Genomic DNA, 25,898 nt, shown 5'->3' on the forward strand with positions numbered 1-25,898 from the left:
GACGAAATGCGATTCGCCCCATCCTATGGTGGTGATTCTCGTTTCATTTATTTTTTCGTATCCTAGGAGGAACTTTAAATTATGAACAAGACAGATTTGGTAAACAACATTTCCGAGAAAAACGGATTGGCAAAAAAAGATGTAGAAGCAGTATTGAACGGGTTCTTGGGTGAGATTACAGAAGCTTTGGCAAAAGGTGATAAAGTCCAACTGATCGGTTTCGGAACTTTTGAAACTCGCAAACGTGCAGGACGCACTGGTCGCAACCCGCAAACGGGCACAACGATTGAAATTCCAGAATCGACTGTACCGGCTTTCAAAGCTGGTAACAAGCTTAAAGAAGCCGTTAACTAATGCGTCTTGACAAATTCCTGAAAGTGTCCCGTTTAATTAAGCGCCGTACAGTGGCCAAGGATGTGTCCGAACAAGGCCGGGTACTGATTAACGGGCGGGAATCTAAACCTAGTAGTGCAGTTAAGATCGGTGACGAGATTACTGTACAATTTGGGCAAAAGCTTGTAACGGTCAAAGTAGAAAAGCTGGTCGAAACGACTCGCAAGGACGAGGCCGCTGGGATGTATACTCTAGTTCGGGAAGAGCCTGTTGCTAAGAGCAGCGGACTGGACTGGTAAGAGTAATAGTAAATAAAGAAGAAGGCATAACTTTACATTCTGTAGAGTGGTGCCTTCTTTTTTCTTTTTGTTTCTCTTATTTTTTTAGAGGGACGGGATGTTCTATAACTTCTACTTCTGCCATAGATTAGAGGTAAGAAGGAGGGGTACATGCTATGATCGAGCCAGGAAAGGTAAACAAACAGCATGATCTGCACATGCGCAGTCGTAAGCAGTTAGAGTTGACGGGCGTGCAAAATGTGGAGAGCTTCGACAGTGAGGAATTTTTGCTTCGTACAGAACTCGGCCATCTCACCATTCGCGGGAATCATTTACATATTAAAAATTTAAGTCTGGAGAACGGAATGTTGTCATTAGAGGGCAATGTACATTCCCTGATTTATCTCGATCCCGGATCGCAGGGCAAAAACAAAGGTCTACTCGGTAAGCTATTTAAATGAATCCTGCAGTTCAGTGGGTGACGCTGTTCTACATGATCATGGCTGGGTTGGCAATGGGACTGGCCTATGACAGCTACCGGGTGCTGTCGCTGAAGTTCAATTTTCCCAAATGGCTGAATGCTATGCTAGATCTACTATATTGGCTATGGGCCGCTTTGCTAGTATTTCGTATGCTATATGCCGGAAATCAAGGCCAACTGCGATTTTATGTCTTTTTAGGTTTGTTTCTAGGAGTATGGATCTATTTTTTAATCTTCAGTGTTACGGTACGGCGTTTTGTGTTAATGTTAATTCAATCGGTTCAGTATATGTTCAGGTTGCTATGGAGACTTGTGGAGATCCTGATAGGTACACCTCTTCGCTGGCTTTGGCGTTTTATTTTAGGACTGCTAAAGCTAACAGGTCGTATTCTATGGTTTATTCTTAAGCTTCTGCTGCGTCTGACCAAACCAATTTGGGTATTACCTGTAAGGTGGATCTCTCCACGGTTATCGCGGCTGGCACAAAGCGCCTGGATTGTGAAGATCACTGGATGGATTACCAAATGGCGGAAACGCTGACCTTGAATTAGGGGGTACGTTGCATGAACAGATTTACTGCGGAAGAGAAAAGTAATCATAGTAAAAATTCGGCCGCAGGCGCGAAGAGAAGAAGATTTATGTGGATTGTCTTTGTGGCACTATTTTTTGGCTGGGCGGGTTATACTTACTTCGATCAGAGTGCAGTCATTGCGGACAAGGGCAAGGAACTTGCGAAAAAACAGGAAACTAGTAAGGATGTCATGGCATCTTTAACTCAATTAAAATATGAATTATCCAGACTTAATGATGACGAGTATATTGGCCAATTAGCACGTAAATGGTACAATATCTATCCTCAAGGGGAAACTCCTATTCGAACAGAGCAATCGGAGCAATAATAGAGGTTAAAAGAGGCTTTTACTCTGTTGCCTTGATTTGCTCTTTACTGTATAATCAAATCACCGCAGACAGGATGACCTTAATATTCGTCTGTATATTTTTAAGGGAGGATCATTTTATTCTATGGCAATTGAAGTGGGCACCAAGTTAGAAGGCAAAGTGACAGGCATCACGCATTTCGGAGCATTTGTGGATCTGTCAGGAGGTGTCACAGGTCTCGTTCACATCTCGGAAATCGCCGATAATTATGTCAAGGATGTTAACGATCATCTGAAGATTAGTGATGTAGTAACAGTCAAGGTGATCAACGTCGATAAGGACGGCAAGATCGGACTTTCCATTAAGCAGGCTGTTGACAAGCCGGCATCGGAAGTACGTCCGCCTAGAGCTCCAAGACCAGAACGTCCTAGCGGCGGAGACCGTTTCGGCGGTGGCGGCGGCAGTGGTGGAGGCGGCGGTGGATTCAATCGTGAACGGGGTGGGCGTCCATTTAAGCCTGCAGCCGGTAAACCTTCATTCGAGGATAAAATGTCGCGATTCCTGAAAGACAGCGAAGAACGTATATCTTCGATCAAGAAGAACACAGAAGGAAAGCGTGGAGGCCGTGGAGCCAAACGCGTATAATCCAATAACCTGTACATCATAAATAACCGCAGGGGCATTTCGCCCTTGCGGTTTTTTTGTCATGTCATATAAAATTGCCGACAGCATCCATGCCATTCTCACATAACTCTAGGGCAATCGCTGACGAATGACCGCCGCGTCAGCGCGTGAAACTGCGTTGGAAATAATCTTGAAACTAATCAACCTACCGCCCCGCATGGGATAGAACAGCTTTTTTAAAGATCGCGGTCGAAGGCTTTTTTGTCGGAAATTTCTTGTGTGTGTCCCTCCATTTCTGACAAACTTTCTCAAATCGCCGGCTATATAATGAGTACCATAAATTCTTAAACGGGTGGTGTAGGGGAATGAGTAAAAGCAACGTGGTAAATTTGCCAGAGTGGACAAGAGTGGGAAGTGAAGATAAGAAGCAAAGACAAGCCTTACGCACGCGTATTGCAGCTTGGGGTCAGAAGCAGCGGTACATTCAGCTTATAGCAGCGAAGAAATGGATGCTTTTGCTTAGTTTCATGGGATTTCTGCTGGGTAGAGCCATGATTTTGGACGAACTATCTCCTTTTGCCGCCGCATACTTTGCCGTCATTGTGTTTATGCGTCGCGACTCTATTCTACCTGTAGCTGCAGCCATTATAGCTGGAAGTCTCTTTACTCCATTCCCTGGAGCTTTGGTTATTACGGCTGAACTGATTATTTTCTTTCTAGTTTATAAAGGACTGGAAAGTTATGAGCGAATAGACTTGTCCTATGCACCACTGATGGTATTCGTGTCTTCGTTTATGGTTGGCTTGTTCCAGATCGTTATTGGCCCTTCTCTTTCTTGGTATCCGCTTATGATGACAACACTAGATGCTCTACTAGGCTTTGTACTTACATTGGTGTTTATTCAAGCGCTGCCTCTACTAACCTATAAGCAAAAGAGTAGAGCGCTCAGGAATGAGGAGATTCTATGCCTTATTATCTTGCTCGCCTCAGTAATGACAGGCCTAGTGGGTTGGACCCTTAACGGTTTGTCTTTGGAGCATATATTGTCACGTTATTTAATTCTTCTCTTCGCCATGGCAGGAGGGGCTCCTCTTGGTGCTGCTGTCGGGGTGGTGACCGGGTTGATTCTCAGTTTGGCGGATATCAGTGCAATCTACCAGATGAGCCTGCTTGCTTTTTCCGGAATGCTGGCGGGAATGATGCAGGGCGGCCGAAAAGGTGCAGTATCTATCGGGATGTTGCTAGGATCCACGATCCTTTCCGTCTATTTTACGGGTCCGGGTGATATGATGGCCTCAACATGGGAGACCTGCGTAGCGGTGGTGCTATTTCTTATAACGCCTAAGGCGATGATATCTGCTATTGCTAAATATGTTCCGGGCACATCAGACCATAGCCGATCTCAACATGAGTATGCACGAAGGGTAAGGGATCTAACGGCAGAACGGGTGACGCAATTCTCACAGGTATTCCAGCAGCTGTCGAGCAGCTTTGGGCAGATTCCACGCGCAGGAGAAGTAGGGAAATCAGACCGTGAGATGGAGGATTTCATGAATACGGTAACAGAGGGGGCCTGTGCGGGATGCATTCGGCGTTCCCACTGCTGGGATGCGAAATTCTATCAGACATATAGATACATGACAGATATGATGACCACTGTCGAGGAATGCCCTGATATTACGGCAGCTCAGTTACCACCGGAATGGAGCCGGATTTGCGGTAAAACTGGCGAAGTGCTTGAAGTCATGAAAGGGCAATATGATCTTTACCAACATGATATGCGATGGAAAAGACAAATATACGATAGTCGTCAATTTGTTGCCGAGCAGTTATCCGGCGTGTCGCAGGTTATGGAGGACTTGGCGCGAGAAATTAAACGTGAAGGACAGGCCATGTATCGCCAGGAAGCTCAAATCCGTGAGACGTTGGAGAAATTGGGCTTGTCTATCCATGGCATTGAGATCTTAAGTCTGGACCCTGGGCGTGTAGAAATTGAGGTGGTTCATGCCTATACTCGTGGATTTGATGAGTGCCGTAAAATGATCGCCCCGCTCTTATCTGACATTTTGGATGAGAATATTGCTGTCATGAGTGAGACGGCAGTCCATCCTAGGGAAGGCTTGTCGATGGTTACCTTCGGTTCAGCTAAAGCTTTTGAGGTAAACACAGGGGTGGCTGTCGTTTCTAAAAGTGGAGATATGCTGTCGGGTGACAGCTTTAGCACCGTAGAGCTTGGAAATGGTACCTTTGCGGTATCCATTAGCGATGGGATGGGAAATGGTGAGCGGGCGAGAATGGAGAGCAGTGCTGCACTTGGCATGTTAGAGAAGCTACTGCAATCGGGTATGGACGAGAAGCTGGCTGTAAAGTCGGTAAACTCTATTCTCTTATTACGTTCTCCCGACGAGTTCTATGCTACCGTCGATATGGCTTTAATCGATCAGTACTCTGCACAGACCACCTTTATGAAGATTGCTTCCGCACCGAGCTTTATCCGGAGGGGCAGTGAGGTCATTCCAATAACCTCTAGTAATCTGCCTATAGGAATCATTAAAGATATCGACGTGGATTTGATCAGCATGCAGCTTCGGGCGGGTGATATTTTGATTATGATGACGGATGGTATTTATGATGCGCCTGGATATGCCGTTAATAAGGAGATATGGATGAAACGGTTGATCCAAGAGCTTGAAGGGGATGATCCTCAAGATTTGGCGGATAGCCTGTTAGATAAGGTGATTCGTTATCAGGGCAATGAGATCCATGATGACATGACGATTGTCGTCAGTCGTGTTGATCATTTTCATCCGGAATGGTCCAGCCTGCATATGCCTGGTGTCGGCCGAATGGAGCGTCCGCGTACGGTGAGCTAGATGGTTGGGCACGCGCGAAGTGTCGTAATGCCTGTATGTTTAAGCACGCGCGAAGCGTCGTGTACACTGTTATTGGTATAGGTCGAGGCGAGTCTGTGATGTGTAACTCGCCGACGTCTACTATTTACGTTTCAAAGGTTGACTGACTTTGGCGCATAATTTTTTCAGATCTTAACTGTTTACTAGTGAAGGTATGGAACGGAGAGAAATTTTGGAGCTGTAGAAGCGGAGCGTTCGCCTTTGTCCTCGGATTCCAACCGCAACAGGCGGTTCTAATCAGGGAATCTGAGGACAACAGCGATCGAAAGCCCAAACATTTCTCGCAGTTCCCCTATTCACTATCCCACAGTTCAGATCACAAATGTCCCCAACAATAGCGACCGTTTGAAATCTCTCATTTCTGGATATGCTAGAAACAGAGGTTTCAAACAAGGGGGAGTGGAGAGTTATGAAGCAGATTTTGCTCATTACTGACGGTTGTTCAAACGTAGGGGAAAGTCCGGTGATGGCAGCGGCGCATGCCTTGCAGGAGGGAATCACCGTAAATGTGGTCGGTGTAGTTGATTATGGTACGATCGGCGAACTCGGAAGCCGGGAAATAGCCGACATTGCCAAGGCCGGGGGAGGCCTTAGCCGAATAGTCGGAACGCCACAACTGGCGCAGACAATTCAGATGATGACACGGAAAACTGTGGTTCAGACGATCCAGCAGGCGGTTAATAAGGAAGTAAAAAAGATACTAGGTGAAGGGTCGCTGGAGCAGCTACCACCTGTTCAACGCTCGCAGGTTGTTACAGTTGTAGATGAACTAACAGAAACATCGCCACTGCGCATTGCGCTCCTTATCGATGCCAGTGCTAGTATGAAGCCTAAACTGGGTGCTGTGGAAGATGCGATTCGGGATTTGGCGCTCAGTCTGGAAGCTAGAGAAGGAAAGAGTGAGATCGCTGTGTTTCATTTTCCTGGAAATAACAGCAGCGAGGATGCCAGACTTGATTTAGATTGGACCAAGGATATGTCAGGTATTCGTACGCTATTCTCCAAATTACACATGAGAGGCGCAACACCGACGGGTCCAGCTATTTTCAAGGTGCTTGAACATTATCGTTATGATACACTGGATGAACATCGTGGACGGCGAATGGATGACCACGACGAAAGAGAAGGGATGATTGGTGGGTATGTCGTCTAATCCGTCCTATCCTACTGGCACCTTAATTACCGGCAAATGGCGGGGAAACCGTTATGTCGTGGAACGGATGCTGGGAAGGGGCGCGAACGGAACCGTATATCTTGTGCAAAGAGAAGGCAGACGGGAATGGTACGCGCTAAAAATCGGATACGATACACTTGAGCTGCAATCGGAGATCAATGTACTGACGTCGCTGCAATCGCGTCGAAAGCGCAATGAACACCGTGCTCGCCGTGAATCTCCATTATCTTCTTATTTCTTGGAATCGGATGATTTTGCGAATGGAAACAACGTACCTTTTTATGTCATGCGGTATGTTGAAGGCAAGCCTTTGCATCATTTTTTATCGAAGAATGGACCGGAATGGTTAGGTTTGGTAGGGCTTGGGTTGCTCGATAAGCTGCGCACATTACATGAATGCGGTTTTGTGTTTGGAGATTTGAAGCCGGAGAATGTAATGGTGTCCAATTACGGTGAAGTGGAGCTGATCGATTTTGGAGGCGCAAGCCCTAAAGGTCGTAGTGTGAAGCAATTTACGGAGTGGCATGACCGTGGCTTTTGGAATGCAGGTAGCCGCACGAGTGATGAGGGGTATGATTTATTCGCTTTTGCTGTGCTGTGCCTCCGTCTTTTAAATGAAGAGGGGCTCAAGAAAGCCGCGCTACAGTTGCCGCAGACAAGAAGTGTAGATGAACTGTTTAAGTTGGCCAGAAATCTACCCGACAAGAAACTATCCTCTTGGATTTGTTTGGCGTTAAAAGGAGGTTTCTCCGGTTCTGCAGATGCTACAGAGGTCTGGCGCAACCATATTTACAATTCGCGTAGAAAGCGACCTGATAGTATGGACACACCTCGCTGGCTTAAAAATGCTTTTGCATTATCCTTGTTCGTGCTTGCCTTTACGATTTATTGGGTATTTCGGTTTTGAACTTATACATATAGTTGAGAAAAGGGGGGCCGCATATGGAGCAAATGAATGGACTGATGGAGTCAGTATTGGAGTCAGCAGCCGAGCATGAGCTGTGGGCACCCCATGACACCATTGTAGTCGCAGTTTCCGGCGGCCCGGATTCTGTGGCTCTTTTGCATGTTTTGCATGAAATATCTTTAAACGTTATGCCACTTACCTTAATATGTGCTCATGTGAATCACGGATTTAGACCGGAGTCGAAGGAAGAGGCAGAGCTCGTACGTGGTATGGCTGAAGAACTGGGATTGCCCTTTGAGTTTGCGGAATTCGATATTCCCTCCTTGGCTAAAGAGAGTGGACTTGGTCCTGAGGGAACTGCACGTGAGAAGCGGTATGAATTTCTGATTGATACGGCACACCGATATGGGGCGCGTTCTGTTGCTCTGGCTCATCACGCGGATGATCAGGCAGAAACTGTCATTATGCGTTTATTACGCGGAAGTGGATTATCGGGACTGTCGGGTATCAAGTGGAAAAGAACAGAAAAAAAGGTGGAACTCATTCGCCCATTCCTACGTATTAACAAAACAGCACTTTTGGGTTTATGCCAAAATGAAGGTTTCACTTATGCTGAGGATGCCACCAATCTGCTAACGAAATACAAGCGGAATGCCATTCGTTTGGAAGTTCTTCCTTTTCTGGAAAAGTATAATGGAAGAGTGCGGCAGTCCCTCGTACAGCTTGCGGAAATTGCAGGGGCTGAGGATGAATATATGGAGGCATCTGCGGTAAAATGCTTTGAGGAGCTCGTTTCGGAAGGGGAAGGGAAATATACCTTTAACAGAGCTTTATTTGCGGCCATACCCTCCGCTTTACAACGGCGTTTGATTAAACTAATATTAAATTATCTGTCGGCGGATCTATCTGCCCTTGATTTCTCCAAGATTGAATCTGTACGTCGGGGAACGCTGCAGAGCTATCCCACCACCTGGAGTTTAGATTTAGGTGGAGGCCTGACTTGTGTGCGGCAATATGATATCATCTTGTTCTCGTCCAAGCCCGCGCAGCAACAGGCAAGCTATACATATCGTCTGTTTTTACCGGACTCCGAGCTTAAACTGGAGGAAATAGGTAAGGTGATGTCAATGGCGGTGCTGGAGAGAGAAAACTTTTTTGTACAGGGGGAGGATTGTGGGAAGATGTCGGCTTGGTTTGACCGTGATGAACTGGTCTTTCCACTAACGATACGTTCCCGATTGCCTGGAGATACCATAAGAGTCATGGGATTAAACGGAAGCAAAAAGGTAAAAGATATTTATATTGATGATAAAATACCTGCTGCTAAACGTTCTATGATCCCCCTCGTTTGTGATGGTTTGGGCAATATCGTCTGGATTCCGGGCGTAAGACGCTCGATGCATGCCGCAGTAGGGCGGCACACGACCTCGGTACTTCTGTTGTCTCTAGCAGAGCTGGATGACCCTGAAGAAACGTAATGGTCGAAGTAAGTCTTTCATAGTATAACTTAGGAGGTTTCGCAAGTTGCAAAATGATATTCAAGAAGTCTTGATCACCGAAGAGGAACTTCAGCAGAAAATTAAGGAGCTCGGTCGAACACTGAGCGAAGAATACGCAGGCCGTACCCCTTTAGTCATTTGTGTACTAAAAGGCGCGTTTATATTTATGGCAGATTTGGTTAAAGCCATTACAGTACCTGTTGAGATGGATTTCATGGCAGTGTCCAGCTATGGAGCATCCACCAAGTCCTCTGGTGTTGTCAAAATTATTAAGGATTTGGATGTATCGGTAGAAGGCCGCGATATCTTGATCGTTGAAGATATTATTGACAGTGGCCTTACGCTCAGCTATTTGATTGAGCTGCTCCGCAACCGCAATGCTGCTTCTATCTCGGTGGTTACCTTATTTGATAAGCCATCAGGTCGTACGGTTAATCTTGAAGCCAGCTATACAGGCTTCGTGTTGCCAGACGAATTTGTAGTAGGCTACGGATTGGATTATGCCGAGCGGTATCGGAACCTCCCATATGTTGGAGTACTGAAGCCTGAGATTTATTCCAATTAAACTATTGATTGCCTTGATCATACGGATCAGGCACCCTTGGCTTCCTATATTTGAGGTGTCCCAAGAGGCTATGGTACAATAACTTGAGTGTTGCGAGAGGAGGTAGGGGATGAATCGGTTCATCCGGAATTCTGGTTTTTATTTGATTTTATTTTTAGTCGTGGTGGGTATTGTCCAGTTTGTGAGCAATGGAAATGAAGCCGCCGATTTCCCTAGATACGACGAGTTACGGCAGGAGATCAAGAACAACAATGTGAAGGATTTGACGGTTCAGTTTGAGGGTAATGCCTTTTTAGTTACAGGCGAATATAGAGAGCTGCCTGCCGATACTAAATCGAAAAGCTTCTCCACATATATTCCTCCAACAGATGCTGCTATTAATGAACTGATTCAGGCCAGTGATGTAAATGGCATTGAATTAACTCAGAAGAAAATGGAAGGTACCAGCATTTGGCTGACATTCCTTTCTTCCATTATCCCGCTGGTCATTATGTTCATCTTGTTCTTCTTCCTGTTTAACCAGGCGCAAGGTGGCGGCGGTAAAGTTATGAATTTCGGCAAGAGCAAGGCTCGGTTATATAATGAAGAGAAGAAGAAAATCAGCTTTGAGGATGTTGCAGGGGCTGATGAAGAGAAGCAAGAGCTTGTCGAAGTTGTTGAGTTCTTGAAAGATCCGCGTAAATTTGCAGCTGTCGGTGCACGTATCCCTAAAGGCGTACTGCTTGTAGGTCCTCCGGGAACAGGTAAAACATTGCTTGCACGTGCAGTAGCAGGTGAAGCCGGCGTTCCTTTCTTCAGTATTTCCGGTTCTGATTTTGTGGAAATGTTCGTGGGTGTCGGTGCTTCTCGGGTACGTGATTTGTTCGAGAACGCCAAGAAAAACGCACCATGTATTATCTTCATTGATGAAATTGATGCTGTGGGTCGTCAACGTGGCGCCGGACTCGGCGGCGGACATGACGAACGCGAACAGACACTTAACCAATTGCTGGTTGAGATGGATGGATTCGGTGGTAACGAAGGCATTATTATTGTTGCGGCAACTAACCGCGCTGATATACTTGATCCTGCATTACTTCGTCCAGGACGTTTTGACCGTCAAATTACGGTTGACCGCCCTGACGTAAAAGGTCGTGAAGCTGTACTTAAGGTTCACGCTCGTAACAAGCCGCTTACGAAAGATGTAAGACTGGATGTTGTCGCTAAACGTACAACTGGATTCACGGGTGCTGATCTAGAGAATCTGCTAAATGAGGCAGCGCTGCTAGCTGCACGTCGTAACCGCAAGGATATCTCCATGATTGAAGTGGATGAAGCCATTGACCGTGTTATCGTAGGTACTGAGAAACGTAGTCGTGTTATCAGCGACCGTGAGAAACGCATTGTAGCTTACCATGAAGCAGGCCATACTATCGCTGGTTATTTCCTTGAGCATGCTGATATGGTGCATAAAGTTACAATTATCCCACGCGGACGTGCAGGCGGATATGTAATTATGCTTCCGAAGGAAGATCGGATGATCGTTACCAAGCAGGAGCTTTTGGATAAGGTTACTGGATTACTTGGTGGACGTGTTGCCGAAGAATTGTTTATTGGTGAGATCGGTACGGGCGCATACAGTGACTTCCAACAGGCTACGCGTATCGTGCGTGCCATGATCATGGAATACGGTATGAGCGATAAGCTTGGACCTATGCAGTTCGGCTCTTCTCAAGGCCAAGTATTCTTAGGTCGTGATATTGGGCATGAACAGAATTATAGTGATTCCATTGCTTATGAGATTGATCAAGAAATGCAGAACTTTATTACTTCGAGCTACGAACGTTGTAAAGAGCTGTTGCTCAAACACTCTAAAGAAATGCATCTGATTGCCAACACGTTACTTGAGAAGGAAACACTTGAGCTTGATCAGATTAAAGAGCTGATTGAACAAGGATTCCTTTCTGAAGATGGTAAGGCTGAAGGTGGCGAAGGCGTTGCACTTGAAGTTGGTGAACCAGTCATTGATAATATCGGTGATGTGCGTGTTCGCATTCAAGGCAAGTCTGAAGATACGGAGTCCACGCCTCCGAACCTATCTAAGGAAATCCCGAACAAACCTGAGTCTGAGGGAAATGACGGATCTGATGATGACAATAAAGGCGGCGGAACTAGCCTTACCTAAGCAGGCTTACTATTCATATGATGTAAAATTATCCGGAGAGCGTAATTGTTCTCCGGATTTTTTATTTTAATTTTTAGGTAATTTCATGCTTGGAAGCCTGTCTAGTCACATTGACAGGGGCTGGAACGTTGTGTACATTAGTGATTAATATTACTTACTATTATCATCAGCTTATTCATTTTTTCAGATGATGGCTCATGCCATTTGATAACATCGCGCCGGCGTAAAGCCGCGAAGATTTAAGGGGGAGAACAATCGGTGGAAGCTCTGGCACTTGAGCGCAAGCAGGAACAGAATCGTGAACTTCGTATACGTCTTGAACAGCTTAAAAAGGAAAGAAACGCAATCATTTTAGCTCATTATTATCAACGTGATGAAATTCAGGAAGTTGCCGATTTCCGGGGGGACTCTTTTTTACTCGCTCAGAAGGCTGCGGAGACAGATGCAGAGGTTATCGTATTCTGCGGTGTTCATTTCATGGGGGAAAGCGCTAAAATATTAGCACCAAACAAAACCGTCCTTATTCCTGATGAACGTGCAGGCTGCCCAATGGCTGATATGGTCAATGTAGATGGTTTGCGTAAGCTTAAAGCGCAACATCCAAATGCTAAAGTGGTGACTTATATCAACTCGTCTGCAGAGATTAAAGCGGAAACTGATATCTGTTGTACCTCTGCCAATGCCGTGAAAGTAATCGAATCCCTCGATGCTGAAGAAATTATCTGGGTACCCGATAAGAATCTTGGTCAATACGTACAGGATCAGACCGGCAAAAAACTGATTATTTGGGAAGGCTATTGCAACACTCACGATATGTTGACTGTTAAAGATGTAGTAGAAATGAGAGCAAAATACCCAGAAGCAGAATTTGTAGTTCATCCAGAATGTCGTCCGGAAGTAGTGGCCATGGGTGATTATGTAGGTAGTACTACATCCATTCTCGAGTATTGCCGGAAATCCGACCGTAAGCAATTTATCGTTGGAACTGAGGATGGTACAGGATATCAGCTTCGTAAAGATAGTCCGGATAAAGAATTCCATTTTGCTACAAAATTTCTTGTTTGTCCCAATATGAAAGTTAACAATCTAAAAAAACTGGTGAAATGCCTGGAGACAATGAAGCCACAAATCTATGTACCGCCTGCTGTCGCCGACAAAGCCAGAACTTCCCTAGAGCGCATGCTACAAGTCCGGTAGTATGCGCTACTCTTTCGTTGAAACAGGTGAAACGCGGTCATGATTCCACAATATTTGGTTGATTTTGATCTTCGGGATATTCCTAAAGTAAAGACAGATTGTATTGTTATCGGTTCAGGGATTGCCGGATTGTTCACGGCTATTAAAGCTAGTGAAGATCGGCGTGTCATTATGATCACAAAGAAATCAGTAATGGAGAGTAATACTCGCTATGCACAAGGGGGGATCGCAGCTGTAATAGCTGAGGACGATTCTCCTGCTTACCACCGGCAGGATACCTTAATGGCTGGAGCAGGTCTTTGCTCCTCCACAGCTGTCGATGCACTTGTTAATGAAGGACCAGATCGAGTTCATGAGCTAATTCGTTTAGGCACTCTTTTTGATAAGGAAGATGGGGTACTGGCTTTGACGCAGGAAGGAGCGCATAGCCACCGTCGTATTTTGCATGCTAATGGAGATGCTACAGGTTATGAGATTGTTCGTGCTTTGGCTGAACAGGTAGCAGAACATAAGAATATTGAGGTGTGGGATGATCATTACGTCATTGATCTCATCACTGAAGGCGGAGAATGTGTAGGCGCATTGTTGCAGCGTCCCGGGGGCGGACGGTTATTCCTGCAAGGGGATGCGACTATTTTGTGCTCTGGTGGAGCAGGACAATTATTTAGATACACTACCAACCCTGAAGTAGCTACAGGCGATGGGGTAGCCATTGCCTATCGAGCCGGCGCTCATATAAGAGATATGGAATTTATTCAATTTCATCCTACAGCATTGAGTTATCCTGGAGCTCCTAGATTCCTAATCTCCGAAGCAGTTCGTGGGGAAGGCGCAGTATTGCGCAATATTAATGGAGAGCGGTTCATGGAGCGTTATCATGAGTTGCTTGAGCTAGCCCCACGAGATATTGTAGCTCGGGCAATTGTAAGTGAAATGGAGCTTACAAAGTCAACGTTTGTCTATTTGGATATTACGCATGAATCTCCAGAAATGGTGAAGCATCGGTTCCCTACAATACATGAGACATGTATGGGCTATGGATTGGATATTACAAGTGATTGGATTCCAGTGGCTCCAGCTGCGCATTATATGATGGGGGGCATTAAGACCGATCTGAATGGGGAGAGTACGATTCCCCGCTTGTTTGCTTGCGGAGAGGTTTCTTGCACAGGCGTACATGGGGCTAATCGATTAGCAAGCAATTCATTATCAGAAGCAGTTGTTTTTGGGCATCGTATTATTGAGCGGATTCGCAAATTATCCCCGCTTGGACGTGATGTTGTATCAGTTAGCAGCAACGATGGGCGTGTTGATTCGCCAACTCAAGCTATTGTGGAACGCCGTTTGAAGCTGCAAAAGGTAATGGTTCGATATGCTGGATTACGACGTAATGAAGAGACCTTGTCTAAGGGAATAGAAGAATTGAAACGGCAGCTACCCATCTTTGGATCCGTATTGACTAAACGCGAGGAATACGAGTTCGCTAATATGCTGACCTGCTGTTTGCTCGTGACAGAGTCTGCTCTAGCACGGGAAGAGAGTCGGGGGGCACATTACCGTGAGGATTATCCGCAGCGAAGTGATGTTCAGTGGCGCAAGCACCTGCTTCAAATTCGCGATCTGGGAATAGTGGAGGAATTAAGCGATGATGTTTAATGGTTACAATGAAGAACTAGTACAATCCATCAAGGCTTGGCTGCGGGAAGATGTTGGTTCCGGGGATGTAACAACACAGATGACGATACCTGTTGGCCATCAATCTAAAGGGATTATTCATGCTAAAGAAGATGGCGTAATTTGTGGTATCCCAATTGCAGAGTTGGTTTTTGAAATTGTTGATCCTACGCTTAGCTTTACAGCCCTTGTAGAAGAAGGTCAAGCAGTGACCAAAGGGACTGTAATTATTGAGGTGGAAGGCAGCACACACGCAATTCTTACAGGTGAACGGCTTGCGCTCAATTTGATGCAGCGTCTTTCGGGTGTTGCCTCACGTACGGCATCTTTCGTACAGGTGCTTGATGGATTATCGACTCGTCTAGTAGATACACGGAAGACTACACCAGGCCATCGTATGCTTGAGAAATATGCAGTTCGTGTTGGTGGAGGCTTTAATCATCGCTTTGGCTTATATGATGCGGTTATGATCAAGGACAATCATATCAAAGGTGCGGGGGGTATTCGGCAAGCTGTAGGTCGTGCTCGAAAGAACATCCCGCATACGATGAGCATTGAAGTAGAGACTGAGAACTTAGAGCAAGTCGAAGAGGCGCTGGCAGCAGGTGCTGATATTATTATGCTGGATAATATGTCTAACGAGATGATGAAGCAAGCGGTGGCTAGGATTAAAGCTAAAGCGCCACATGTCAAGACAGAGGCCTCCGGCAATGTATCGTTAGAAACGGTTCGTGGGATTGCAGAAACAGGCGTGGATGTGATCTCTGTAGGGCGCCTTACGTACTCCTTCTCCAGTCTGGATATTAGTCTAGACCTTAATGCCAAGAAGGAAGGGCCTTCATCATGATGCTTGCTGTTGATATCGGTAATACCAATATTGTTCTCGGCGTATACAGAAAGCGTGAATTGTTGCATCATTTCCGTCTAAGTACTGCGCGCCAATCGACCGTGGATGAATATGGAGTGCTGATACACAATCTTTTTCAGATGTCAGGAATTTCTGTCAAAGAGGTGGAAGGTGTAATTATATCCTCGGTAGTTCCACCCCTGGTTAAGACTATCGTGGATATGTGTATAAAGTATATAGGCAAAGATCCGTTACTCGTGGGACCAGGGATAAAAACGGGCCTTAATCTTCGCTATGAGAATCCACGTGAGATTGGCGCAGACCGGATTGTTAATGCTGTGGCTGCGATTGAACAATATAAATGTCCGCTTGTTGTTGTTGATTTTGGTACGGCTACGACCTTTGATTGTATCGATGCGGGAGCTAATTATCTCGGAGGAGCGATTGTTCCGGGGCTTGGCATTTCTACAGAGGCCTTATATCAGCGAGCATCCAAACTGCCACGAATTGAGTTAGAGAAGCCTAAAAAAGTTATCGGACGTAATACAGTGCATGCTATGCAGGCTGGTATTATTTTTGGGTACGCGGGTCAGGTTGAGGGAATCGTTAAGCGTATCAAAATCGAGATGAATGCTCCGGGGCTAAAGGTTATTTCTACCGGAGGTCTCGCTTCGCTAATTGCAGGTGAGACGGATTGTATCGACGAAGTAAACCCCATGTTAACACTAGAAGGATTACGAATTATTTATGATCGTAACCAATAAAGATAAAGAAGCCTAAAGGGCGAAGAGATAGGAGGGCTAAGCACCCAATGGAAAAAAAGAAGGATCGACTTATCCGTGGAACGGCTATGAATGGTAAAGTGAGAGCGTTTGCTGTCCGCACAACAGAATTGGTCGAGGAATTGCGGCGTAGACATGATACGTATCCGACGGCAACAGCCGCGTTAGGACGTACGGTTACCGCTGCAGCCATGATGGGCGCTATGCTCAAAGGTAGAGAGAAGCTATGCATCATGGTCAAAGGGGATGGACCGATTGGACAAATTGTTGCGGAGTCCAATGCGTTGGGAGAAGTGTGCGGATATGTACACCATCCTCACGTTCACTTACCTAGCAATAGCATGGGCAAATTAGATGTAGCTGGAGCTGTAGGGACGGAAGGGTTCATTGATATTATTAAGGATTTGGGTTTAAAGGAACCTTATCGAGGTAGTATTCCAATCATCTCTGGAGAGCTTGCAGAAGATTTCACTTATTATTTCGCTGTATCTGAGCAAACCCCAGCTGCCGTTGGCTTGGGTGTACTAGTAGATACTGATGAGTCAGTAATTGTAGCCGGAGGATTTATCGTGCAGCTTCTTCCAGGACTGACGGATGCGGAGATTACGGAGATCGAAAAAGCTCTAGGGGCTATGCCTTCCGTGACAACACTCCTTGATCAGGGCTTAGAGCCAGAAGAAATGCTGCGTTTTCTTTTGCCGGATGCCGTGGTTATGGATGAACTGGATATTAACTTTGCTTGTCAATGTTCGCGTGAGCGGGTAGAGCAGACATTGATTAGCCTTGGGCAAGCTGAACTGGAGAGAATAATTGCAGAAGATGAACAGGCTGAAGTTGTATGTCATTTTTGCAACGAGGCTTATGTTTTTAATAAGGACGAATTACAGGTCATTTTAGAACAAGCGAACTCGTAGGTCATGGGATGATGACGAGACAGGAACGCGCACTTCGCAATACGGTTGTTATTCTAGCTGTTGCATCTTTAATGCTCGGGGGTCTGTTATTCTGGAGTTTACGCGCCATGGCCCTTCTAAAAGGAGATACAACAGAGAGTGAAATATCGGAGATAGCGACTGCAGGCGGGCAACCGATAACAGATAAGCAGTGGATGGATGAGCTGAAAAAAAAGCATGGTTACGAAGTGCTAGTTGGAATAATCAATCATATTGTTGTGGAGATGGAAGCTAAGGCTCTGGGGATTACTGTGACGGATGATGAGGTTGAGCAGGAGCTTGCACGAACTATGGTTGGATACGGATCCGAAGAACAGTATTATGCGCAAATGCAGTCTCAGCTGGGTTTATCCCGTCAGGAAGTGTTCGCAGAGACAGCTTATCGTCTAACCTTACAAGCGATAGCCACCGTGGGTATTACGATTAATGAAGCGGATATCGATACTTATTTAGATCAAAATGCTGAGCGGTTTACTCCGAAAAGAGAACTAGAGCTCTCCATGATCAAGGTTTCATCTTATGAAGAAGGCGAGCAGGTAATGGATCGTTTGGAGCAGGGTGAGAACTTTGCTGATTTGGCTAGGGAAGTGTCCATTGATGAAGCGAGTCGGCAGCAAGGAGGCAGCTTGGGGAAGGTGGAGGAAGACGATCCTTTTTGGCCTGAAGGACTGCTTAAGACTGCGGCTAGTTTGGATGCGGGTGATATAGCGGGACCGATTCAGGCGGAGGACGACTTCGCTATCATTCGACTAGAGAGTATTCACTCTCCAGCAGTTCCGGACCAGAAGGAGATACGGGCGCTGATACGTCAAGAACTGGCTTTGGAGCAAGCACCTCCTCTACAACAAGTAGAGAGTGATTTGCGTACAAAATATGATGTGGCAATAAATATTGACAACAGCCTGCAAGATTGATAATATGATATTAACGTAAAACCTACCGTTTTAGTCGGAAATAACTAACGGTGGTCAAATATCTACACCTCTTTATAGCAGTTATTACTGCGTAAAAGGCACCCACATACAGAAGAGTAAAGTCATAATTTACGTTCTTATATTGCACTTATCATTCTAAGGAGGTTTTTGCTCATGGCTAAAGTCGTTAACAACGTAACAGAATTGATCGGCGGTACTCCGCTCGTTCGTTTGAATCGTCTGGCACAGGAAGGCTCCGCAGATATTTATTTGAAATTGGAATATCAGAACCCGGGATCAAGCGTAAAAGACCGTATCGCAATCAGCATCGTGGAAGAAGCTGAGCGCGAAGGTCTACTGAAGCCAGGAGGTACAATTGTAGAAGCAACTAGTGGTAATACTGGTATCGGCTTGGCACTTGTAGCTGCGGCTAAAGGTTATAAGGCAGTTATCGTAATGCCTGAAACCATGAGCTTGGAGCGTCGCAATCTACTTCGTGCATACGGAGCAGAATTGGTACTAACTCCAGGATCGGAAGGCATGAATGGTGCGGTTAAGAAAGCGGAAGAAATTCTGAAAGAGAACCCAAGCTATTTCCCATCCGAGCAATTCAAGAATAAAGCGAACGTGAAGATCCACCGTGAGACCACTGGACCTGAAATCGTTGAAGCGATTGAGTCCATCGGTGGCCCACTGGATGCTTTTATTGCAGGTATCGGAACAGGTGGAACGATCACGGGTGCAGGTGAAGTGCTGAAGAGCAAATATCCTGACGTGAAGATCTATGCTGTGGAACCTGCTGCTTCTCCAATCTTGGCAGGAGGCAAACCAGGCCCTCACAAAATCCAGGGTATCGGAGCTAACTTCATTCCTGAGATTCTGAACCAGGATATTTATGATGAGATTATCCATGTAGAGAACGATGAAGCATTCGAAACTGCACGCCGTGTAGCTAAAGAAGAAGGCGTTCTTTCCGGTATTTCTTCAGGTGCTGCTGTGTTTGCGGCGCTTAAGGTAGCTAAAGACTTGGGTCCTGGCAAAAAGGTAGTTGTCATTATTCCAAGTAACGGTGAACGTTACCTGAGCACACCACTTTACAATTTCGAAGCGTAATTGCTTGCAATAACGTAAATCTATAAGAGTCTTCATACCACCCTTTTGGTGGTGATGGAGACTCTTTTCGTTGATTAATAAGGCAAAAGGTTCTGTACATATACGGCAGGCTTGACGCGGTAACATCATTATTGTTGAAAAACACTTTGCTTTTTACTGAAAACGCAAAAACCATAATAATTTCCTATCGCTGGGGGCTTTTCAATAATGCCTTAAGTACATTATACTGACAGGCAACATACTACTGACGATTTAAAATAGGCGAGGGCTGGACAAAACTAATGGAATGCTTACGAAGCGAGTTTTGTCCCGAAGATTAAATTGTAGGATTATGCTAGACAAAACTTTTAGGAGGATGGCTTTGGAAATCATAACGACATGGCATGAGTGGGAACAATGGGCAGCTGAGGACTGGAGCATGTTCCCTTTAATAATAAAATCCCCCCGGTGCACAAACGAGTTGCCTGCATCGTGGGAGAAGGCCTGGGAATTAGCTTCCCAGTATTCTGTAGTCTTAGAAAGTGGCAAGGGCGGGCGCTTTACGTACTTAGGCTTAAATCCTGTCTCCATATTGAAGGGCAAAGAGGACAAGGCCGAAGTATTTAACTTTTCTACTGAATCTCTGGAATCAGCGGACGATGAGGAAATACATGAGGTAACAACGTTGCAAGGACAGCCGCTGGAACTGCTACAGCAATGGATGTCTGGCTTCACCTCGCCAAGTCTAAATGTTCAGGGCATTCCTCCATTTACAGGTGGATGCATTGGATTTCTAGGGTACGATGTGGTCCGCTCATTGGAGCGTTTGCCGTCTCTTGCACAAGATGATCCTGGTTTTCCTGATTATCTTTTTATGAGGATGGATGAGGTATGGATTTATGATCATGAAGAGCATGTGCTTTATTGTGCAGTTCACGTCCCGGTTCCAGCAGAATGCGGGATGGAGGAATTGCAGAACCTTTACCTCGGGGGGATAGAGCAGGCCGGGCGAATGGTTGAGCAATGGCAGTTGATTTCTTCAACCTCTGGCTTGAACAAAGAAACCGTAGATAGCATTGAATCCATTACGGCTTCATCAGGAGAGTGGCCGGGCATGACCTCGGCCTTTTCACCAGAGAAGTTCCAGCAGGCTGTTCTGGACGTTCAGGAATACATCCGCCAAGGCGATGTATTCCAAGTGAACCTCTCGCTGCGCCAGGAGGCGCAGCTGAAGTCCTCGCCGGAGGATGTTTACGAGTGGCTGCGTAAGCTCAATCCGTCCCCGTACATGGGGCTCTTGCGGTCGCCCCGCTTCGCGCTGTCCAGCGCTTCACCGGAGCTTCTCGTCAAGCTGGACGGGGACAAAGTGATCGCACGGCCAATCGCCGGCACCCGGCGCCGAGGCCTGACTCCCGCGGAGGATGCCGCCATGGAGGCGGAGCTTCGCGGGAGCGAAAAAGAGATCGCCGAGCATATCATGCTTGTCGATCTAGAGCGCAACGACATTGGACGTGTCGCTGCATACGGGTCCGTCAGCGTGCCTGAGCTGATGACGGTGGAGCGCTACTCTCATGTGATGCATCTCGTTTCGCAGGTTGAGGGCCAGGTCGCGCCTGATAAGGACGCTTACGCTGTTATCGCAGCTTTGTTCCCGGGGGGAACGATTACAGGTGCGCCTAAAGTAAGAACAATGGAAATCATTGAAGAACTGGAGCCGGTTCGGCGCGGACCGTATACAGGATCCATGGGCTTTATTGACTATAACGGAAATATGGAATTAAATATTATTATTAGAACACTGGCTGTAAAGGATGGAGTCGGATATATTCAGACAGGTGCAGGCATCGTGATCGACTCTGATCCATATCGTGAATACCGTGAATGCCATAATAAAGCCAAAGCGGTAGTGAAGGCAGTCCTCTGTAGTGAATTGCAGCAGGAATCCCAAACTACCGGCGGCGCCGAAGGGGGAGAAACACTGTGATCTTGGTCATCGATAATTATGATTCCTTTACGTATAACCTCGTGCAGTATTTGGGGGAACTAGGGGAAGAGGTTAAAGTACACCGCAACGATGAAATTACCATTGAAGAGATTGAAAAAATGGCTCCCGATCATATTCTAATTTCTCCAGGACCATGTACACCTAATGAAGCGGGGATCAGTTTGGAATTATTGCATCATTTCAAAGGTATTATTCCGATCTTCGGCGTATGCCTTGGACATCAGGCGATTGGCCAAGCATTTGGTGGCAATGTTATTCGTGCAGAGCGTTTGATGCATGGAAAGACATCTCCGATTCATCATAAAGGCACGTCGGTTTTTGAAGGTCTGGAGTCTCCTTTTACAGCAACTAGATATCATTCTTTGATTGTTGAACGTGAGAGTCTGCCGGATTGTCTGGAGATTACAGCGGAGACTGAAGAAGGGGAGATTATGGCACTGCGCCATAAAGAATACCCTATCGAAGGTGTGCAGTTCCACCCGGAATCTATTATTACGGATCATGGTCATACGATGCTGCGTAATTTCTTGAAACGGAGAGCCGGAGAAACGGCATGAAATATATAGGATTTAACAATGATGTCATAGATGCACGACAAGCCGTGGTTTCCGCCCTGGATCACGGCTTTTTATACGGCATAGGGTTATTCGAGACTTTTCGGACGTATGGTGGACTGCCTTTTTTGCTGGAGCGTCATTTGAAGCGTATGGCGGAGGGGTGTAAGGAGCTTGGTATTCCCTTTGAGCAGGATGCTGAACATCTGCAGGAGTGGATTCAACGTGTTATGGACAAAAATGAATTAAAGGAAGCTTATATACGCTATACCGTGACCGCTGGCGAGGATATTCTCGGATTACCGGCGGACGATTACCGTAAACCTAATCATTTGCTGTACATTAAAGCACTCCCGAAAGCTCCTGATAAACTATATACCGAAGGCAAAGAGCTGCAACTGTTGTCCTTACGACGTAACACTCCTGAGGGAGCAGTGCGGTTCAAGTCGCTGCATTATATGAATAATATTTTGGCCAAGCGTGAGCTTAGGGGGTATGCCTCTGCTTCGAATGGTTCTGAAGGACTGATGTTGACCGAACAAGAGATCATAGCAGAGGGCATTGTCAGCAACATCTTTTTTATAAAAAACAATATTCTCCATACGCCGGATATCTCAACTGGTATTCTGCCGGGAATTACCCGGGAAATGGTAATGAAGCTGGCTCGTAGTGCTGGAATTAGGGTAGAAGAGGGCGCATATCACTGGGAGCAGTTGAAAATAGCCGACGAAGTATTTCTTACTAATTCCGTGCAAGAAATTGTTCCTGTCACAACGCTTTGGGAAAAAGATAAAAGATTTACCGTAGGCGATGGCCTTTGCGGCAAGATTACTTCGGTAATGATTTCAGCCTATAGAGAAAGGACGGGAGTATCGAATTGAGACCAGTCATATTTAAGCGGACGTACCGCTGTGGAAGTACAGATTTACAATTGGGAGATCGAACGCTGATTATGGGCATCCTGAATGTAACCCCGGATTCTTTTTCAGATGGAGGACTTTGGGATCATCCGGACAAAGCAGTAGAACATGCGCTGCGCATGGCTGCCGACGGTGCTGACATCATAGATATTGGTGGGGAGTCTACCCGTCCAGGTCATAAACCGGTGGGGCTTGAAGAGGAACTAGCGCGTGTATTGCCCGTCATCGAGAGTATTCATCGAGCGGCACCGCATATTCCATTATCTATTGATACCTACAAAGCTGAAGTGGCACGCCAAGCTATTGCCGCTGGTGCTCATATCATTAATGACATATGGGGCTGTAAGGCAGATCCGGAAATGGCGGCAGTGGCAGCGGCAGCGGACTGTCCTATTATTTTGATGCATAACCGTCAGGATCGTGAGTATACAAATCTAAGTGCAGATATGTCGGCAGACCTTAAGGAAAGTATTGACCTTGCTTTAGCCGCAGGCGTGAAGCCGGCCAATATTATCTTGGATCCAGGGATCGGCTTTGCTAAGGATTTTAATGAAAATTTGCAGGCAATGATGCTTTTGGACGGATTAACTGAGCTTGGCTATCCACTGTTACTTGCGACTTCACGCAAAAAATTCATCCGGACGGTACTTGATTTACCCTCTGACGATGTTGTCGAAGGTACCGCAGCTACTGTAGCTTTCGGTATTGCTCAGGGCTGCCAGATCGTACGTGTGCATGATGTATCCCTGATTAAAAGAACGGTCAAGATGTGTGATGCGATGTTGTATGCTGCACCTCCAGTGGTGCGTCAATAAAGATATTTTAGAAAAAGGGCGGGTTTAAAGATGGATAAAATGACGCTGCATCGAATGGAATACTACGGATATCATGGTGTATTTGAAGAGGAGCGTAAGCTGGGTCAACGTTTTTACATTGATTTGGAGCTGGAGCTTGATCTGCAGGGAGCGGGTCAGAATGATGACTTGAGCCAGACGGTGAACTATGCTGAAGTGCATGAGCTGGTCAAAAATATTGTCGAAATAAAGTCTTTTAAGTTGATTGAAGCTTTGGCAGAATACATTGCATCCTCCGTACTGGACACTTATACTGTTATCAATGCAGTAACGGTAAAAGTAACTAAACCGCATCCGCCATTCGACATTCATTTTCAGGGAGTGACTGTAGAGCTGCGCAGAACTAGAAAGTGAGAACAATGTCCATGAATATACATTCCACCTCTGAAGAATCAGAGGCTTATATTGCTTTAGGGGCTAATTTGGGTGACCGTGAGGGTACGCTGTCAGAGGCTTTGAACAGACTGAATAATCATGATGAAATAACGGTGGTTCGCTGCTCCAAAGTTTACGAGACAGAGCCTGTAGGTTATTTAGATCAGCCACAGTTTCTCAATATGGCAGCAGCTTTGCGCACGACGCTTGCGCCAGAGGCCTTGCTGGAAGTAATGCTGGGGATTGAGACGCAGCTGGGTCGTATCCGGGATATCCGATATGGGCCGAGAACGGTAGATCTAGATCTATTGTGGGTAGAGGGGCAGACACTGGATACCCCGCATTTAACGTTACCGCATCCGCGTATGTTTGAGCGTGCATTTGTAATGCTTCCGCTCAGTGATATCGTTCCACAGGACGAACAGTCTTCCGGACTCCGCAAGTTGATTACAGCAGCGCTTCAAGACATAGACGGGAAGGAAGGAATTCGGTTGTGGACAACAAGCGTATGGGACGGAGGATCAGGGCATTCCGCAAGCTAAAAGGCTACACTCAACAGGAGCTTGCGGATCTCGCGGGGATTTCATTGGCTGTGCTTGGCGCAGTTGAGAGAGGCAACAGACATTTGGAAGATCAAATTTTAGATAAAATTGCGAATGTCCTAGGGGTTACAACCGAAGAATTGGCAAATCCTAACTCATAATTTTTAAGGGATACAAATAGGAATAGAGGAAGTGATACGAATGCTGAAGATTGGCGACATTGAGATGAAGAATCAAGTTGTTCTGGCACCTATGGCTGGCGTTTGCAATCCAGCTTTTCGTCTAATCGCTAAAGAGTTTGGTACAGGTTTAGTTTGTGCAGAAATGGTGAGCGACAAGGCTATTATTCACGGAAATACGCGTACTCGCGAAATGTTGTTCGTAGATGAACGGGAGAAACCGCTTAGTTTGCAGATTTTTGGTGGAGATAGAGAGTCACTGGTACAAGCGGCAAAAGTAGTTGATAAAGAGACCAATGCTGATATTATCGATATCAATATGGGATGCCCGGTGCCTAAAGTAACAAAATGTGATGCGGGAGCCCGTTGGCTTCTGAATCCCGACAAAATCTATGAAATGGTATCCGCGGTTGTCGATGTTGTCGATAAACCTGTAACTGTGAAGATGCGGATTGGCTGGGATAGTGAGCATATTTTTGTCGAAGATAATGCGCGTGCAGTAGAACGTGCGGGTGGCAAGGCTGTCAGTGTACACGGACGAACACGGGAGCAACTCTACACGGGTCGTGCGGATTGGAATTATATCAAGATGGCAAAGGAAGCGGTCTCCATTCCGGTTATCGGCAATGGGGATGTCAATACACCTGAAGATGCTCGGGCTATGCTTGATCAGACGGGTTGTGATGGTGTGATGATCGGGCGTGGTGCGCTAGGTAACCCATGGATGCTGTATCGTACGATTCAGTATTTAAGCACCGGGGAACTGATGCCTGAGCCGGGGCTAGATGAGAAAATTAAGGTTGCCATTCTTCATATGGATCGACTGGTTGCTCTTAAGGGAGAAGTCATTGCTGTTCGTGATATGCGTAAGCATATGGCTTGGTATTTAAAAGGCCTAAAGTCTGCTGCACGTGTGAAGGATGTACTCATGTTAGAGACCAAACGTGATGGAATGGTGAAGATTTTGAATGATTTTGTCGTTCAACTTCAGCATGAAGAAGCGAATAAGGGGAATGAAATGTCTTCATCCGCAGTATAAACGTTATTTTCCTAACGCTTTTTGAACACATCCCACTTTATATGTGGTGTCATTGACATTTTGTAGCGGTTCCAATATAATTTCACAGTATAAAATCGCCGTTACAGTAAGAGCAATGCAGCAGGGAGTGTTCTTATCCTCCTAGATTAGCATAT

At 46.1% G+C, this 25,898-nt stretch carries 27 protein-coding genes; all 27 read left to right on the forward strand.

The features are described 5' to 3' along the window. The first annotated feature begins 81 nt into the window (after positions 1–81). Positions 82–354 carry an HU family DNA-binding protein gene (locus tag ACDZ28_RS08380; RefSeq protein ID WP_036678778.1) on the forward strand — a complete coding sequence of 91 codons (273 nt, stop codon included), beginning with the start codon at positions 82–84 and terminating at the stop codon, positions 352–354. After that, positions 354–632, forward strand: a complete 279-nt coding sequence (locus ACDZ28_RS08385) for an RNA-binding S4 domain-containing protein (RefSeq protein WP_042183857.1) — start codon at positions 354–356, stop codon at positions 630–632. Before ACDZ28_RS08380 ends, ACDZ28_RS08385 begins: the two co-directional genes overlap by 1 nt. 155 nt (positions 633–787) lie before the next feature. After that, on the forward strand, positions 788–1,072 hold the full coding sequence (gene yabP, locus ACDZ28_RS08390; protein ID WP_042123140.1) for a sporulation protein YabP: 285 nt from the start codon (positions 788–790) through the stop codon (positions 1,070–1,072). Continuing rightward, positions 1,069–1,632 carry a spore cortex biosynthesis protein YabQ gene (gene yabQ / locus ACDZ28_RS08395; RefSeq protein WP_076121186.1) on the forward strand — a complete coding sequence of 188 codons (564 nt, stop codon included), beginning with the start codon at positions 1,069–1,071 and terminating at the stop codon, positions 1,630–1,632. The genes yabP and yabQ overlap by 4 nt, the downstream gene beginning before the upstream one ends. A 23-nt stretch (positions 1,633–1,655) precedes the next feature. Next, entirely contained in the window at positions 1,656–1,991 is a 336-nt protein-coding gene (locus ACDZ28_RS08400) for a septum formation initiator family protein (protein ID WP_042123145.1), read from the forward strand. 124 nt (positions 1,992–2,115) lie between these two features. Further along, positions 2,116–2,616 carry a S1 domain-containing RNA-binding protein gene (locus ACDZ28_RS08405; protein ID WP_036678766.1) on the forward strand — a complete coding sequence of 167 codons (501 nt, stop codon included), beginning with the start codon at positions 2,116–2,118 and terminating at the stop codon, positions 2,614–2,616. A gap of 344 nt (positions 2,617–2,960) precedes the next feature. Continuing rightward, entirely contained in the window at positions 2,961–5,468 is a 2,508-nt protein-coding gene (gene spoIIE / locus ACDZ28_RS08410) for a stage II sporulation protein E (RefSeq protein WP_076121185.1), read from the forward strand. 448 nt (positions 5,469–5,916) lie between these two features. Next, positions 5,917–6,660: a vWA domain-containing protein gene (locus ACDZ28_RS08415; protein WP_042123149.1), complete on the forward strand. Its 744-nt coding sequence runs from the start codon at positions 5,917–5,919 to the stop codon at positions 6,658–6,660. Next, positions 6,650–7,588 (forward strand): serine/threonine protein kinase, encoded by a 939-nt coding sequence (locus ACDZ28_RS08420; protein ID WP_042131739.1) that lies wholly within the window; start codon positions 6,650–6,652, stop codon positions 7,586–7,588. Before ACDZ28_RS08415 ends, ACDZ28_RS08420 begins: the two co-directional genes overlap by 11 nt. Positions 7,589–7,623: 35 nt before the next feature. Further along, positions 7,624–9,066 carry a tRNA lysidine(34) synthetase TilS gene (tilS, locus tag ACDZ28_RS08425; protein WP_375104436.1) on the forward strand — a complete coding sequence of 481 codons (1,443 nt, stop codon included), beginning with the start codon at positions 7,624–7,626 and terminating at the stop codon, positions 9,064–9,066. 46 nt (positions 9,067–9,112) lie between these two features. Next, entirely contained in the window at positions 9,113–9,652 is a 540-nt protein-coding gene (gene hpt, locus ACDZ28_RS08430; protein WP_042123153.1) for a hypoxanthine phosphoribosyltransferase, read from the forward strand. 109 nt (positions 9,653–9,761) lie between these two features. Beyond that, positions 9,762–11,816, forward strand: a complete 2,055-nt coding sequence (gene ftsH, locus ACDZ28_RS08435; protein WP_042123154.1) for an ATP-dependent zinc metalloprotease FtsH — start codon at positions 9,762–9,764, stop codon at positions 11,814–11,816. Positions 11,817–12,074: 258 nt separating this feature from the next. Beyond that, a complete protein-coding gene (gene nadA / locus ACDZ28_RS08440) occupies positions 12,075–13,013 on the forward strand; it encodes a quinolinate synthase NadA (protein ID WP_042183878.1) in 939 nt (312 codons plus the stop codon). A gap of 39 nt (positions 13,014–13,052) precedes the next feature. Continuing rightward, entirely contained in the window at positions 13,053–14,669 is a 1,617-nt protein-coding gene (nadB, locus tag ACDZ28_RS08445; RefSeq protein ID WP_375104437.1) for an L-aspartate oxidase, read from the forward strand. Further along, complete coding sequence (gene nadC, locus ACDZ28_RS08450; protein WP_042123160.1) at positions 14,659–15,534, forward strand: carboxylating nicotinate-nucleotide diphosphorylase; 876 nt, start codon at positions 14,659–14,661, stop codon at positions 15,532–15,534. Before nadB ends, nadC begins: the two co-directional genes overlap by 11 nt. Beyond that, positions 15,531–16,298, forward strand: a complete 768-nt coding sequence (locus tag ACDZ28_RS08455; RefSeq protein ID WP_042123162.1) for a type III pantothenate kinase — start codon at positions 15,531–15,533, stop codon at positions 16,296–16,298. The genes nadC and ACDZ28_RS08455 overlap by 4 nt, the downstream gene beginning before the upstream one ends. Positions 16,299–16,345: 47 nt before the next feature. Next, positions 16,346–17,230 (forward strand): Hsp33 family molecular chaperone HslO, encoded by an 885-nt coding sequence (gene hslO, locus ACDZ28_RS08460; RefSeq protein ID WP_042123163.1) that lies wholly within the window; start codon positions 16,346–16,348, stop codon positions 17,228–17,230. An 8-nt stretch (positions 17,231–17,238) separates the two neighbouring features. Then, on the forward strand, positions 17,239–18,183 hold the full coding sequence (locus ACDZ28_RS08465) for a peptidylprolyl isomerase (protein ID WP_375104438.1): 945 nt from the start codon (positions 17,239–17,241) through the stop codon (positions 18,181–18,183). Between the two features lie 174 nt (positions 18,184–18,357). Further along, the gene (gene cysK, locus ACDZ28_RS08470) at positions 18,358–19,296 is read left to right on the forward strand and encodes a cysteine synthase A (protein ID WP_042123166.1); all 939 of its coding nucleotides are present in this window, start codon (positions 18,358–18,360) and stop codon (positions 19,294–19,296) included. 355 nt (positions 19,297–19,651) lie between these two features. Further along, a complete protein-coding gene (locus ACDZ28_RS08475) occupies positions 19,652–21,259 on the forward strand; it encodes an anthranilate synthase component I family protein (protein ID WP_375104439.1) in 1,608 nt (535 codons plus the stop codon). After that, positions 21,256–21,837 (forward strand): aminodeoxychorismate/anthranilate synthase component II, encoded by a 582-nt coding sequence (gene pabA, locus ACDZ28_RS08480; RefSeq protein WP_042123170.1) that lies wholly within the window; start codon positions 21,256–21,258, stop codon positions 21,835–21,837. Before ACDZ28_RS08475 ends, pabA begins: the two co-directional genes overlap by 4 nt. Then, positions 21,834–22,715 carry an aminodeoxychorismate lyase gene (gene pabC, locus ACDZ28_RS08485; RefSeq protein WP_375104440.1) on the forward strand — a complete coding sequence of 294 codons (882 nt, stop codon included), beginning with the start codon at positions 21,834–21,836 and terminating at the stop codon, positions 22,713–22,715. The genes pabA and pabC overlap by 4 nt, the downstream gene beginning before the upstream one ends. Beyond that, a complete protein-coding gene (folP, locus tag ACDZ28_RS08490; RefSeq protein WP_375104441.1) occupies positions 22,712–23,569 on the forward strand; it encodes a dihydropteroate synthase in 858 nt (285 codons plus the stop codon). Before pabC ends, folP begins: the two co-directional genes overlap by 4 nt. A 30-nt stretch (positions 23,570–23,599) precedes the next feature. Continuing rightward, positions 23,600–23,962 carry a dihydroneopterin aldolase gene (folB, locus tag ACDZ28_RS08495; protein ID WP_375104442.1) on the forward strand — a complete coding sequence of 121 codons (363 nt, stop codon included), beginning with the start codon at positions 23,600–23,602 and terminating at the stop codon, positions 23,960–23,962. Between the two features lie 11 nt (positions 23,963–23,973). Next, complete coding sequence (folK, locus tag ACDZ28_RS08500) at positions 23,974–24,525, forward strand: 2-amino-4-hydroxy-6-hydroxymethyldihydropteridine diphosphokinase (protein ID WP_076121199.1); 552 nt, start codon at positions 23,974–23,976, stop codon at positions 24,523–24,525. Continuing rightward, positions 24,492–24,686 (forward strand): helix-turn-helix domain-containing protein, encoded by a 195-nt coding sequence (locus tag ACDZ28_RS08505; protein ID WP_375104443.1) that lies wholly within the window; start codon positions 24,492–24,494, stop codon positions 24,684–24,686. The genes folK and ACDZ28_RS08505 overlap by 34 nt, the downstream gene beginning before the upstream one ends. A 40-nt stretch (positions 24,687–24,726) precedes the next feature. Then, complete coding sequence (gene dusB / locus ACDZ28_RS08510; protein ID WP_076121179.1) at positions 24,727–25,743, forward strand: tRNA dihydrouridine synthase DusB; 1,017 nt, start codon at positions 24,727–24,729, stop codon at positions 25,741–25,743. Positions 25,744–25,898: the final 155 nt, after the last annotated feature.

Source organism: Paenibacillus sp. RS8, from assembly GCF_041956825.1.
In the GTDB taxonomy this organism is placed as follows: Bacteria; Bacillota; Bacilli; order Paenibacillales; family Paenibacillaceae; genus Paenibacillus_AQ.

Bases quoted from the DNA above. Each gene is read 5' to 3' on its own strand.
- pabC (WP_375104440.1), top strand. From the start codon at position 21,834: ATGAAATATATAGGATTTAACAATGATGTCATAGATGCACGACAAGCC.
- yabP (WP_042123140.1), top strand. From the start codon at position 788: ATGATCGAGCCAGGAAAGGTAAACAAACAGCATGATCTGCACATGCGC.
- ftsH (WP_042123154.1), top strand. From the start codon at position 9,762: ATGAATCGGTTCATCCGGAATTCTGGTTTTTATTTGATTTTATTTTTA.
- ACDZ28_RS08465 (WP_375104438.1), top strand. From the start codon at position 17,239: ATGATGACGAGACAGGAACGCGCACTTCGCAATACGGTTGTTATTCTA.
- ACDZ28_RS08420 (WP_042131739.1), top strand. From the start codon at position 6,650: ATGTCGTCTAATCCGTCCTATCCTACTGGCACCTTAATTACCGGCAAA.
- dusB (WP_076121179.1), top strand. From the start codon at position 24,727: ATGCTGAAGATTGGCGACATTGAGATGAAGAATCAAGTTGTTCTGGCA.
- nadC (WP_042123160.1), top strand. From the start codon at position 14,659: ATGATGTTTAATGGTTACAATGAAGAACTAGTACAATCCATCAAGGCT.
- nadB (WP_375104437.1), top strand. From the start codon at position 13,053: ATGATTCCACAATATTTGGTTGATTTTGATCTTCGGGATATTCCTAAA.
- yabQ (WP_076121186.1), top strand. From the start codon at position 1,069: ATGAATCCTGCAGTTCAGTGGGTGACGCTGTTCTACATGATCATGGCT.
- ACDZ28_RS08475 (WP_375104439.1), top strand. From the start codon at position 19,652: ATGGCTTTGGAAATCATAACGACATGGCATGAGTGGGAACAATGGGCA.
- folK (WP_076121199.1), top strand. From the start codon at position 23,974: ATGAATATACATTCCACCTCTGAAGAATCAGAGGCTTATATTGCTTTA.
- ACDZ28_RS08505 (WP_375104443.1), top strand. From the start codon at position 24,492: ATGGGACGGAGGATCAGGGCATTCCGCAAGCTAAAAGGCTACACTCAA.
- spoIIE (WP_076121185.1), top strand. From the start codon at position 2,961: ATGAGTAAAAGCAACGTGGTAAATTTGCCAGAGTGGACAAGAGTGGGA.
- ACDZ28_RS08380 (WP_036678778.1), top strand. From the start codon at position 82: ATGAACAAGACAGATTTGGTAAACAACATTTCCGAGAAAAACGGATTG.
- ACDZ28_RS08415 (WP_042123149.1), top strand. From the start codon at position 5,917: ATGAAGCAGATTTTGCTCATTACTGACGGTTGTTCAAACGTAGGGGAA.
- ACDZ28_RS08405 (WP_036678766.1), top strand. From the start codon at position 2,116: ATGGCAATTGAAGTGGGCACCAAGTTAGAAGGCAAAGTGACAGGCATC.
- ACDZ28_RS08400 (WP_042123145.1), top strand. From the start codon at position 1,656: ATGAACAGATTTACTGCGGAAGAGAAAAGTAATCATAGTAAAAATTCG.
- hslO (WP_042123163.1), top strand. From the start codon at position 16,346: ATGGAAAAAAAGAAGGATCGACTTATCCGTGGAACGGCTATGAATGGT.
- folB (WP_375104442.1), top strand. From the start codon at position 23,600: ATGGATAAAATGACGCTGCATCGAATGGAATACTACGGATATCATGGT.
- ACDZ28_RS08455 (WP_042123162.1), top strand. From the start codon at position 15,531: ATGATGCTTGCTGTTGATATCGGTAATACCAATATTGTTCTCGGCGTA.
- cysK (WP_042123166.1), top strand. From the start codon at position 18,358: ATGGCTAAAGTCGTTAACAACGTAACAGAATTGATCGGCGGTACTCCG.
- ACDZ28_RS08385 (WP_042183857.1), top strand. From the start codon at position 354: ATGCGTCTTGACAAATTCCTGAAAGTGTCCCGTTTAATTAAGCGCCGT.
- tilS (WP_375104436.1), top strand. From the start codon at position 7,624: ATGGAGCAAATGAATGGACTGATGGAGTCAGTATTGGAGTCAGCAGCC.